The sequence below is a fragment of the Xenorhabdus budapestensis genome (assembly GCF_002632465.1).
GTDB classification, from domain to species: Bacteria; Pseudomonadota; Gammaproteobacteria; order Enterobacterales; family Enterobacteriaceae; genus Xenorhabdus; species Xenorhabdus budapestensis.
Genome location: NZ_NIBS01000008.1, coordinates 78341 through 90339 on the forward strand (window position 1 = coordinate 78341; position 11999 = coordinate 90339).

12 protein-coding genes are annotated in these 11999 nt (G+C 42.6%); 10 read left to right on the forward strand and 2 right to left on the reverse strand.

Annotated features, from left to right (window positions below; all coding sequences use genetic code 11):
• Positions 1 to 328 precede the first annotated feature (328 nt).
• From cyoA to Xbud_RS09495, 6 genes are all read left to right on the forward strand, one after another.
• Positions 329 to 1294 carry a cytochrome o ubiquinol oxidase subunit II gene (gene cyoA / locus Xbud_RS09470; protein ID WP_099135832.1) on the forward strand — a complete coding sequence of 322 codons (966 nt, stop codon included), beginning with the start codon at positions 329 to 331 and terminating at the stop codon, positions 1292 to 1294.
• A gap of 4 nt (positions 1295 to 1298) precedes the next feature.
• Entirely contained in the window at positions 1299 to 3281 is a 1983-nt protein-coding gene (cyoB, locus tag Xbud_RS09475) for a cytochrome o ubiquinol oxidase subunit I (protein ID WP_099135833.1), read from the forward strand.
• Positions 3281 to 3892, forward strand: a complete 612-nt coding sequence (locus Xbud_RS09480) for a cytochrome o ubiquinol oxidase subunit III (protein WP_099135834.1) — start codon at positions 3281 to 3283, stop codon at positions 3890 to 3892. The genes cyoB and Xbud_RS09480 overlap by 1 nt, the downstream gene beginning before the upstream one ends.
• Positions 3892 to 4224, forward strand: coding sequence for a cytochrome o ubiquinol oxidase subunit IV (locus Xbud_RS09485; protein ID WP_038262173.1), 333 nt, complete (start codon positions 3892 to 3894; stop codon positions 4222 to 4224). The genes Xbud_RS09480 and Xbud_RS09485 overlap by 1 nt, the downstream gene beginning before the upstream one ends.
• Positions 4225 to 4236: 12 nt before the next feature.
• Positions 4237 to 5121 carry a heme o synthase gene (gene cyoE / locus Xbud_RS09490; protein ID WP_099135835.1) on the forward strand — a complete coding sequence of 295 codons (885 nt, stop codon included), beginning with the start codon at positions 4237 to 4239 and terminating at the stop codon, positions 5119 to 5121.
• Between the two features lie 208 nt (positions 5122 to 5329).
• A complete protein-coding gene (locus tag Xbud_RS09495) occupies positions 5330 to 6712 on the forward strand; it encodes an MFS transporter (RefSeq protein WP_099135836.1) in 1383 nt (460 codons plus the stop codon).
• Between the two features lie 130 nt (positions 6713 to 6842).
• Here Xbud_RS09495 and Xbud_RS09500 read toward each other — a convergent pair whose 3' ends face one another.
• A complete protein-coding gene (locus Xbud_RS09500) occupies positions 6843 to 7334 on the reverse strand; it encodes a YajQ family cyclic di-GMP-binding protein (protein ID WP_099135837.1) in 492 nt (163 codons plus the stop codon).
• Between the two features lie 178 nt (positions 7335 to 7512).
• Here Xbud_RS09500 and panE point away from each other — a divergent pair, with 178 nt between their 5' ends.
• Together panE and yajL are read left to right on the forward strand one after the other, a co-directional pair.
• The gene (gene panE, locus Xbud_RS09505) at positions 7513 to 8424 is read left to right on the forward strand and encodes a 2-dehydropantoate 2-reductase (protein ID WP_099135838.1); all 912 of its coding nucleotides are present in this window, start codon (positions 7513 to 7515) and stop codon (positions 8422 to 8424) included.
• On the forward strand, positions 8387 to 8980 hold the full coding sequence (gene yajL / locus Xbud_RS09510) for a protein deglycase YajL (RefSeq protein WP_099135839.1): 594 nt from the start codon (positions 8387 to 8389) through the stop codon (positions 8978 to 8980). The genes panE and yajL overlap by 38 nt, the downstream gene beginning before the upstream one ends.
• A gap of 83 nt (positions 8981 to 9063) precedes the next feature.
• On the opposite strand, the gene thiI is transcribed toward yajL, so the two are convergent.
• A complete protein-coding gene (thiI, locus tag Xbud_RS09515) occupies positions 9064 to 10512 on the reverse strand; it encodes a tRNA uracil 4-sulfurtransferase ThiI (RefSeq protein ID WP_099135840.1) in 1449 nt (482 codons plus the stop codon).
• Between the two features lie 250 nt (positions 10513 to 10762).
• On the opposite strand from thiI, the gene xseB reads away from it, so the two are divergent.
• Both xseB and ispA read left to right on the forward strand, forming a co-directional pair.
• The gene (xseB, locus tag Xbud_RS09520) at positions 10763 to 11020 is read left to right on the forward strand and encodes an exodeoxyribonuclease VII small subunit (protein WP_099135841.1); all 258 of its coding nucleotides are present in this window, start codon (positions 10763 to 10765) and stop codon (positions 11018 to 11020) included.
• Positions 11021 to 11024: 4 nt separating this feature from the next.
• Positions 11025 to 11942, forward strand: coding sequence for a (2E,6E)-farnesyl diphosphate synthase (gene ispA, locus Xbud_RS09525; RefSeq protein WP_099135893.1), 918 nt, complete (start codon positions 11025 to 11027; stop codon positions 11940 to 11942).
• Positions 11943 to 11999 lie beyond the last annotated feature (57 nt).

An 11999-nucleotide genomic window follows, 5' to 3' on the forward strand; every position in this document is an offset into this window, starting at 1 on the left:
AGTATTGAACTGCTCATCAATATCAAAAACGATCATTTCATTACAATAAAAAGTCAGTTCAAAAACACTAATATGTGATTTTCATCAAAAAAATTATTTTTAAAAATAGAGAGTTACTTTAAAAATATTGCCTATTTTGATTTCTTAGATACAATGACGACCTGAAGTTAACTTTTTGTTAAATCTCATATTACATGTGATCCCTCTAGCATAAAAAACCTATAAGCCATCCTGCTTCTATTACAATTGTTTACACTCCAGTAACCTTACCGTAGAATGCCCGCACTGATGAAACGACAATAAAGCTTTTGTTATCTGGGGTCGCTCAATGAGACTTATGAAATACAAAAAAACTATTGGGTTATCGTCATTACTCGCAGCCACTTTAATGCTAAGTGGTTGCGATATGGTATTGATGAATCCCAAAGGGGCGATCGGCGTTGAACAAAAAACGCTGATACTGACAGCGTTTGGCCTAATGCTGATCGTTGTTATCCCGGCTATCGTAATGGCAATCGTTTTTGCTTTACGTTACCGGGAAGCCAATAAATCTGCTACCTATCGTCCAAACTGGGCACACTCAAATAAAATTGAGCTTGTCGTCTGGACTGTGCCTATCCTGATTATCATCACTTTGGCGACGATTACATGGAAAACGACTCATCAACTCGATCCATATAAGCCACTAGACAGTGATGTGAAACCGGTAACGATTGAAGTTATTTCCCTTGACTGGAAATGGCTATTCATCTACCCGGAACAGGGTATTGCAACTGTAAATGAAATTGTATTCCCTAAAGATGTGCCAATTAACTTCAAAATCACCTCAGACTCTGTGATGAACTCTTTCTTCATCCCTCAGTTAGGTGGTCAGATTTATGCAATGGCAGGTATGCAGACAAAACTGCATTTAATTGCTAACTCAGCAGGTAAATACGACGGTTTCTCGGCCAGTTATAGTGGACATGGTTTCTCCGGCATGAAATTCACTGCAACAGCAACTGAGGATCGTGCAAGTTTTGAAGAGTGGGTGCAGAAAGTTAAAGCATCATCTAAAACCCTGGATACTGTGCAAGCATTCAATGAGTTAGCTAAACCTAGTCAAAACAACCCAGTTGAATACTTCTCAAGCGTGAAACCAAATCTGTTCCAAGAAACTATCACCAAATTTATGGGTGATATGGGCCATAGTGGTATGTTTGGTGTATCTGGTCACGGAAAAACAGAACATGGTGAAGCTGCGGGTCATAATATGAATATGAGTCAGCCGGCTCATGCAGGTGTTGAGGAATAAAGACATGTGGGGAAAATTAACACTTGATGCAATCCCATTACATGAACCCATTATTGTGGTGACATTGATTGGGATACTTCTTGGGGGACTGGCAGTTGTTGGTGTCCTAACCTATTTCCGTAAATGGAAATGGCTCTGGACTGAATGGCTGACAAGCGTCGACCACAAAAAAATCGGGGTCATGTACATAGTTGTTGCTATGGTAATGATGGTGCGCGGTTTTGCTGATGCCATCATGATGCGGGGACAGCAAGCTCTGGCTTCCGCTGGTGAAGCAGGTTTCCTGCCCCCGCACCATTATGATCAGATCTTTACCGCTCACGGCGTTATCATGATCTTCTTCATGGCAATGCCTTTCGTTGTTGGTCTGATGAACATTGTGGTTCCTCTGCAAATCGGGGCACGTGACGTTGCATTCCCATTCCTGAACTCTCTGAGTTTCTGGTTATTTGTTGTAGGTGTCGCTCTGATCAACCTCTCTCTGGGTGTAGGTGAATTCGCTCAAACTGGCTGGCTGGCTTACCCGCCTCTGTCCGGTCTGGAATATAACCCGGGAGTTGGCGTTGATTACTGGATATGGAGCCTTCAGCTCTCCGGTGTAGGTACATTGCTAACTGGTGTTAACTTCTTCGTGACTATCCTGCGCATGCGTGCACCAGGTATGTCCATGATGAAATTGCCAGTTTTCACCTGGGCTTCACTGTGCACCAACGTACTTATCATTGCTGCGTTCCCTATTCTGACAGTTACTATTGCACTGTTAACCCTAGATCGTTATCTGGGCACCCATTTCTTCACCAACGATATGGGTGGCAACATGATGATGTACATCAACCTGATCTGGGCTTGGGGCCATCCCGAAGTTTACATTCTGGTTCTACCTGTCTTTGGTATCTTCTCTGAAGTCACTGCAACCTTCTCGAAAAAACGCCTGTTTGGTTATACCTCACTGGTGTGGGCGACAATCGTTATTACCATTTTGTCGTTCATTGTATGGCTGCACCACTTCTTTACCATGGGCTCTGGTGCGAACGTTAACGCCTTCTTTGGTATCGCCACGATGATTATATCTATCCCAACTGGGGTTAAGATCTTCAACTGGTTGTTCACCATGTATCGTGGCCGTATCGAGTTCAAAACACCTATGCTGTGGACTGTCGGCTTTCTGGTCACTTTCTCCATTGGTGGTATGACAGGTGTTCTGTTGGCTGTACCTGGTGCGAACTTCGTACTGCATAACAGTCTGTTCCTGATTGCTCACTTCCATAACGTTATCATTGGTGGCGTTGTATTCGGCTGCTTCGCTGGTACAACTTACTGGTTCCCGAAAGCATTTGGTTTCACACTGAATGAAAAATGGGGTGTCCGTGCCTTCTGGTTCTGGATCACTGGTTTCTTCGTTGCCTTTATGCCTCTGTATGCTCTGGGCTTTATGGGTATGACTCGTCGTCTGAGCCAGGATATCAACCCAGAATTCAATCCTCTGCTGGTTGTTGCAGCAGGCGGGGTTGTCCTGATCGCACTTGGTATTCTGTGCCAGGTTATCCAGTTCTACGTGAGTATCCGTGACCGTGAACAAAACCGCGATCTGACTGGTGACCCATGGGGTGCTCGTACTCTGGAATGGTCAACTTCATCTCCACCTCCGTTCTATAACTTCGCAGAAGTTCCACACATCCAGACTCGTGATGCATGGTGGGACATGAAAGAAAAAGGCACTGGATATAAGCGCTCTGCTAAATATAAAGAAATTCATATGCCTAAAAACACAGGTGCTGGCGTAATCATTAGTGCATTCTGTCTGATCTTAGGCTTTGCGTTGATCTGGCATATCTGGTGGATGGCTATTGCAAGTTTCGCAGGCATTATCATCAGTTGCATCGTGAAAAGCTTTGACGAAGACGTTGATTACTACGTTCCAGTGGCTGAAGTCGAGAAAATTGAAAATCAGCGTTACGAAGAACTGAGAAAGGCAGGTATAAAATAATGTCGACTCAAACCCTTAACAGTACAGCTGCCCATGACGCTCATGGGCACCACGACACAGGAGCCAACAAGATATTTGGTTTCTGGATCTACCTGATGAGTGACTTGATTCTGTTTGCAAGTCTGTTCGCTACCTATGCAGTACTAGTTAATGGCACTGCGGGTGGCCCAACAGGTAAACAGATTTTTGAACTACCATTTGTCTTGGTAGAAACCTTCCTGCTGCTGTTCAGTAGTATCACCTATGGTTTCGCCATGCTGAGCATGAACAAAGGCAAAATCGGTCAAGTTAACCTGTGGCTATTTGTTACTTTCCTGTTCGGCCTGGGCTTCGTCTCAATGGAAGTTTATGAATTCCATAAACTGATCATAGAAGGTTATGGCCCTGACCGCAGCGCATTCCTGTCTGCTTTCTTCGCGCTGGTTGCTACTCACGGTCTGCACGTAACTTTTGGCCTGATTTGGATCATCATTCTGATGATTCAGGTTTCACGCCGTGGCCTGACTGACGTGAACCGTACGCGCCTGAACTGCCTGAGCCTGTTCTGGCACTTCCTTGACGTTGTATGGATTTGTGTATTTACTGTCGTTTATCTGATGGGAGCTATGTAATGAGTCATCCAAATACTTCTCATTCCGGCGCCAGCCACGGTAGTTTCAAAACCTATATGATTGGTTTTGTTCTGTCAGTTATTTTGACCGTGATCCCATTCTGGATGGTGATGGATGGTACTGCCTCACACAGCACAATCCTGACAACAGTAGTTGTTATGGCTGTTATTCAGATCTTTGTTCATTTCATCTGCTTCCTGCACATGAATACATCGTCTGAAGAGCGTTGGAATCTCGTTGCTTTAATATTCACAATACTTGTCATCGCTATTGTTGTTGTTGGCTCCCTGTGGATTATGTACAACCTGAACATCAATATGATGGTTGATTAAGGGTTGATTTGAATGATTAAGCAATACCTGCAAGTGACCAAACCAGGAATTATTTTCGGAAATCTAATTTCTGCGATTGGTGGTTTTCTACTCGCTTCCAAGGGCGTAATAGATTACCCCTTGTTCTTTGCAACAATGGTCGGGGTATCGCTGGTGGTAGCATCAGGTTGTGTATTCAACAACTATATCGACCGCGATATCGACAGGATCATGGAAAGAACAAAAGAAAGGGTCCTTGTGAAAGGGCTTATCAATCCTAAAATCAGCCTGATTTACGCCTCAGTGTTAGGTATTGTTGGCATTGTGCTGCTCAATGTGGCAGCCAATGCCTTAGCAATGCAGTTAGCTCTCATCGGGTTTGTCGTTTATGTAGGGGTTTATAGCCTCTACATGAAAAGGAAGTCTATTTATGGCACGCTGGTTGGCAGCTTGTCAGGCGCTGCACCACCTGTCATTGGTTATTGTTCAGTAACCGGACAATTTGACACAGGGGCTCTCATTCTGTTGTTGATCTTCAGTTTATGGCAGATGCCCCACTCTTACGCCATTGCTATTTTTCGGTTCAAAGATTACCAGGCTGCCAATATTCCAGTATTGCCTGTAATTAAGGGTATCTCTGTGGCCAAAAACCATATTACCCTCTATATTCTGGCATTTATGGTTGCCACTCTGATGTTAGCAATCAGTGGCTACGCAGGTTACAAATACCTGATTGTCGCTGCTGCGGTAAGTATTTGGTGGCTGGGTATGGCATTATCCGGTTATAAAACCACTAATGACCATATCTGGGCTCGTAAGTTATTTGTATTTTCTATTGTCGCTATCATGTCATTGAGCGTCATGATGTCTGTGGACTCCGCAGCATCTCCAGAAATAATGCTGACTTACGTCCGATAATATCAAAATGGCAGGGGAAACATATCCTTGCCATTTTTCCTTTCTTTATCTCTTACAAACATTAATAAATTACTTCGTTTAGATCACTCTTGATAAATATGATTTAGTAACCAATACGTTGGTAATCTGCATGAAATGAGCATATTGCATCAATTTATTCCTTTCTAAGCAAAATGCCATATCGAATTTTTTGAGGTATCAGGTATCCATGAACGATAATCAAATGACTCCCCTTGAACTCCGGACAACATGGGGCTTGGGTTCCGTTTTTTCTCTACGCATGTTAGGCATGTTCATGGTCTTACCCGTCCTGACGACCTATGGTTTAGAATTACGGGATGCTACTGAGGCCCTGATAGGAATTGCAATCGGTATCTACGGCTTAACACAGGCAATATTTCAAATTCCATTCGGGTTACTTTCAGATAAAATTGGTCGAAAACCTTTGATAATAGGTGGACTACTCATTTTTGTATTAGGCAGTATCATTGCTGCCTTTAGCGACTCTATTTGGGGAATTATCGCCGGAAGAGCTTTGCAAGGTGCAGGTGCAATCTCTGCTGCAATCATGGCGTTATTATCAGATCTTACCCGCGAACAAAATCGTACAAAAGCAATGGCATTCATTGGTATCAGCTTTGGCATCACATTTGCTTTTGCTATTGTTGTCGGCCCTGTTATTGCCCATCACATCGGATTAAATGGTTTATTTGGTACGATCGCAATTCTTGCCAGCGGTGGTATCTTAATAACACTATTCGCTGTCCCATCAACACATAATCATTTATTAAATCGTGAATCTGGCATTGTCCGTGGCAGTTTCCGGCGTGTACTTTCTGATCCTCAATTACTCAAACTCAATTTTGGTATTCTCAGCCTACATACCTTATTGATGTCCAGCTTCGTTGCCCTGCCCTTGATCATGAAAAAAGTAGGTTTTCCTCCCCAACAACATTGGAAAGTTTATTTAATTACTACACTTATTTCTTTTATTGCTGTTTTACCATTTATTATTTATGCGGAGAAAAAACGCCGCATAAAACAGGTTTTCTTGCTTTGTATCGGCATGTTGTTCATTGCTGAATTTATTCTGTGGTCTTTGGGGTCACATCTTTGGGGAATATTTGCAGGTATTCAGATTTTCTTTCTTGCTTTTAATATCATGGAAGCTATTTTGCCTTCATTGATCAGCAAAGAAGCACCAGCAGGCTACAAAGGTACAGCAATGGGCGTTTACTCTACCAGCCAGTTCCTTGGTGTCGCGCTGGGAGGCAGTATCGGTGGAATGCTATATGAACTGCAAGGCGCATCATTAGTATTTATGGGCGGTATTATTCTCACCATATTCTGGTTTATTCTCAGCCTCACATTACGTCAACCACCTTATGTCAGTAGTATCAGGCTCATCTTGCCAACTCAATTAAATGCCCCAGAAATTCTGGAAAAGAAAATATTGTCTCAAGCGGGTGTGAAAGATGTCATTATTGTACTGGACGAACTGAGTGCCTATATCAAAGTCGATACTAAACAAACTAATCGTGAGCAACTAGAACAGATTGTGTTTTCTCATACCCAAGAAGCTCTGAGATAATAGGGCTCTATAAATAATGAATTTATTAGGGAAGCATTTGTAACAATTGAAATTACTCAGCTTCCCTTAAATATTTTGACCAGAGAAAAAAGTAAATCTGCTGATATCAGCAGTCAGTCACGGAAAACAGTTAGTCACGGAAGTTAGTGAATTGGAAAGACTGCCCCAACTCTGCGCCACGAACTAATACAATAACACCTTGCAGATCATCACGAGCTTTACCGGTAACTCGCACTTGCTCGCCCTGAATTTGTGCCTGAACTTTCAGCTTGCTATCTTTAATCAGCTTGACGATTTTTTTCGCTAACGGTGTATCAATACCTTGCAGCAAAGTTGCCTCCACACTGTAAGTTTTACCGCTATGCACCATATTTTCAGGAATATTCAGTACAGAGCTGTCAATTCCTCGCTTAGCAAGTTTTTCACGCAGAATATCGACCAGTTGATTAACCTGAAAATCAGACTCACTCGCAATCTTGACCGATTCGCTCTTTTCGTTTAGTTCAAAACTCGCATTGACATTGCGGAAATCCCAACGATTGGTTAATTCCCTCTGCGCATTCTCTACCGCATTACGCACTTCCTGCATATCAACTTCTGAAACAATATCAAATGATGGCATTATCAGTCACCTCCAGCTAATCAATAATCCGGCATGATAACCGCTTTCCATTATTGGCAAAAGATCTATACTCCCCACACTAAGTGATCTTTTGGAATTTACGTTATCTTAGCGCGTTTGGAATTCAGATCAGCATAATTTTGAGGTTCCCAATGAAGGCATTTCTCAAGGAAGAACGATGAAAATAACTGTTCTTGGCTGTGGTGCAATGGGTAAACTGTGGCTTGCTGCCTTATCCCGACAACATCACCAAATTCAGGCATGGCTAAAAGCGCCACAACCTTTTGTCGACATTCATATTGATAACTTTCAGGGTAAGGTATTTGAACAACAACTTCCTGCCAATGATGAAAAACATCTTGCCGAAAGCGAATTGTTACTTGTTTACCTAAAAGCCTGGCAAGTTTCTGCTGCTATCAATAACCTTGCCCCCAAACTTTCCCCTCATTGTCCGATCCTTTTACTGCATAATGGAATGGGAACACAAGATGAACTTTTATCTCTGCCCAATCCCATCTTATCGGGAGTGACGACTCATGGGGCATATCAGGAAAGTGGTACTGTTTATCACAAATCACAAGGTATAACCCATATTGGTTCTATATTGCCTGATACTGATAAATTCAGTTTTTTAGCCAATATTTTGCATAACGCCTTACCAGACGTAACATGGCACGATGATATCTATACCATCAGCTGGCTAAAACTTGCCGTCAATTGTGTTATCAATCCACTCACCGTAATTTATGATTGTAAGAATGGCGAATTATCGCATCACGTTACAAATATCCATTCATTATGTGATGAGATCTATCAGGTGATGCAAAAAGAGGGCCTTCAGATCACCAAGCCAACGCTTATCAATTACGTGATGGATGTTATTGAGCGAACATCTGAAAACTCTTCATCTATGCGGCAAGATATTCGGGCACAACGGCCTACAGAAATAGATTACATTACCGGATTTTTACTACACCGAGCCCGTGTACATGGGCTGGTGCTTACAGAAAACATCCACATTTATCGTTTTATCAAACGCAAGGAGGAGAAATATGAACACTTCAGCTCTCATTTGCCTCGCACACGGTAGTGAAGAAATAGAAGCTGTCACGACCATTGATTTGTTGGTCAGAGCTGGGATCAATGTCACCGTCGCTAGTGCAGTGACCAATGGAGCTCTGACATTAACCTGCTCGCGCGGCGTTAAAATTGTTGCAGATACTCCCTTATTCGATGTTATTGATGAAGATTTTGATGCTGTTATTCTGCCAGGAGGGATAAAAGGGGCAGAATGTTTTCGCGATAATCTATTAGTTGTAGAGAAAATCCGCACAGCCCAAAGTCAGGGTAAAATCATTGCAGCAATCTGTGCATCTCCAGCCGTTGTACTGGAATATCATCAGCTTTTCCCGATTGGAAATATGACAGGCTACCCAGGTATGAAAGATAAAATAGCCCCAGAAAAGTGGATCGATCGTCGGGTTTATTTTGATGAGAGGGTTAATTTGCTCACCAGTCAGGGGCCTGCAACTGCTTTTGACTTCGCCCTGAAGCTGATTGAACTACTGAAAGGAAAAGGCAAGGCAGCAGAAGTGGCAGCTCAATTAGTCTTACCACCCGGTATAAATAACTACCAAAATCTATAGTAGTGAATCTGTTAATATAAGCTGCTAACAGAAATCTATTCTGCCAGCAGCTTATATGTTTCTTTCAGATGTACTAACTCAGATTAAGGCCGATAAACTTTCACATTCTGAAAACCTTGTTCACGCAAGTAAAGCGCCTGCAAACGGCTCATCACACCGCGTTCACAATAAAGCAGATAATTTTTCTCTTTCGACAAATCACCAAACTGGGTACTCAACTTATAGAAAGGTAATGATTGAATTTCGATACCTTCCATACTCAGTGGGTGATCATCCTGTTCATCTGGTGAGCGAATATCCAACAATACATCATTCGCAGAAAATTCAGTGACTGTTTCCACTTCCACAACCTGCTCGCTGGCCTGTTCAGCAATCTGACGAATATCCAAGTTCTGGGCTTCACTTACCACACGCTCTAGAATATTAAAATCGAACTTACCCTCTTCCTCTTCAATTTTAGCTTTAACGGCTTTGACAGTTGGACTTTTAGAGATCACACCACAAAATTCCGGCATAGTACGAGCAAAATCTTCCGTTCCAATTTCGCGTGCCAGCTTAATAATGTGTTCTTTATCGTGAGAAATCAGTGGACGGAGGATCAACGTATCCGAAGCGTTATCAATCAGTCTCAAGTTAGTCAATGTCTGGCTGGAAACCTGCCCCAATGCCTCTCCTGTCACGATTGCTTGCACACCATAACGTTCTGCAATCTTGGAAGCAGCTCTGACCATCATTCTTTTCAGCACAACACCCATTTGACCGTCATCCACTTTTTCCAGAATTTCAGCAACAACTGGTTCAAAATCGACGGCAACAAAACGAACCTTATGGGAACTGCCAAATCGGTTCCATAAGTAGTGAGCTACCTGTTTCACACCAATTTCATGGGCAGAGCCACCAAGATTAAAGAAGCAGTAATGTACACGACAGCCACGGCGCATCAGCATATAACTGGAGACCCCAGAGTCAAACCCGCCTGAGATAAGGGACAGAACATCTTCCTGCGTTCCGATAGGAAATCCGCCGCTCCCCGGATGACGAGCTTTAACCAGGATCAGTTTATCCTGATCAATTTCCAGATTTACCGTCACATCTGGATGAGTCAGTTTCACTTTGGCAGATTCAATATGCTGATTCAGGCCGCCACCGATATAGCGTTCAGCCTCATTGGAAGTGAAACTATGTTTACCACGACGCTTCACACGGACACAAAATGTTTTTCCATGCAGTAAATGCCCATATGCTTCGTAGGTTTGTTCAAAGATATGATGCAAGTCACGAAAATCTCTCTCTTCTACTTGCAGGATATGGTGAATACCCGGAATACGTGTCAGTGCATCACAAATTTCTGCCCCAAGATTATCATTTTTAGCTCGAACTTCGATATTATCCCAATGGCGAACAACAGCAATCTCTTCTCCTAATGTTTTCAGCACATTACGAATATTGCTAGCAAGGATTTTAATAAAACGTAAACGGACAGTTTGGCTCTTGATCGTAATTTCTGGGAATAATTTAATGATAAACTTCATAGTAAGATATTGTAGTCATTCAATATTGAACTATCACAAATAGTATCAATGATTGTTTTTAAGTGGTTCAGTTGGATAAGGCGTAGAGTATAACACCATCTCACTACATCTCCTGTAAAAACAGATCATCTTCTGTAAAAAAACAGTGGTAACGAATGATTTATTTCTTTCAGTGTAGTAGGGTACTCTGCAAGTCTGTAACGAAATTATCTTACTGTAATTCGTTAAATAATCACACTTTAAAATTATTATGTCTAATGCAAATCGAACATCAGAAACCGAGCAAGCACCAGCATTTGAAACTTCCCTGAAAGAGCTGGAGGAAATTGTCATTCGCCTGGAATCAGGGGAACTCCCTTTAGAAGATGCATTAAATGAATTCGAGCGTGGCATTCAACTTGCGAGACAAGGGCAAAAAACCCTCCAACAAGCGGAACAACGAGTGCAAATTTTATTGAATCATGATGCACAATCTCCACTTGATGAATTTTCGCCTGATGCTGAGTAACTTTATGTCTGAACAATATAAGGCTCCTTTTGAAGAGCAATTAAACAATTGCCAGCAACATATCAATAATAAGTTGATGGCAGCATTTTCTTCATTACCCTTTTTGGACAGCCCGTTAGCAACAGCAATGCAACATGGTGCTGTACTGGGTGGAAAGCGGCTTCGCCCATTTTTAGTTTATGCTGTGGGTGAAATGTTTGGTCTTTCCAAAGAGAGCCTTGATGCGCCAGCCATCGCTTTAGAGTGTATCCATGCCTATTCACTGATCCACGATGATTTGCCTGCAATGGACAACGATGATTTACGTCGTGGCCAACCTACCTGCCATATTAAATTTGGCGAGGATCACGCGATCCTGGCTGGAGATGCGTTGCAATCATTAGCCTTCGAAATTCTGGCAAAGCAAGAGATACCAAATGTGGCATTATCTGACCGTCTTGCAATGATTGCTGAATTAGCAACATCCAGTGGTATTGCGGGCATGTGTGGCGGGCAATCATTGGATTTGGAAGCCGAAGGGAAACAGATTGATCTTGCTGCGCTGGAACAAATCCACCGACACAAAACAGGTGCATTAATTCGTTGTGCGGTCAGATTGGGTGCTTACGGTGCGGGCACACGTGGCCATGAAGCGTTGCCTTGGCTGGATCAATATGCACAGGCAATCGGCCTCGCGTTTCAGGTGCATGATGATATTCTGGATGTCATTGGTGATACAAAAATTATCGGCAAGCGTCAGGGGAATGATCAGCAACTTGGAAAAAGCACCTACCCTGCATTATTGGGCTTGGAGCAAGCCCAGAAAAAAGCCAAAGATCTTTATAAAGATGCTATTGCTGCACTCACAGAACTGGAAAATCAATCCTATAATACTGTGACTTTAAAACAACTGGCAGGTTTCATCATTGAAAGAAACAGCTAAAAAACCGGTCATGACCATGACAATCACCGTTTTGTAAGTTACCGGTTACATACATCC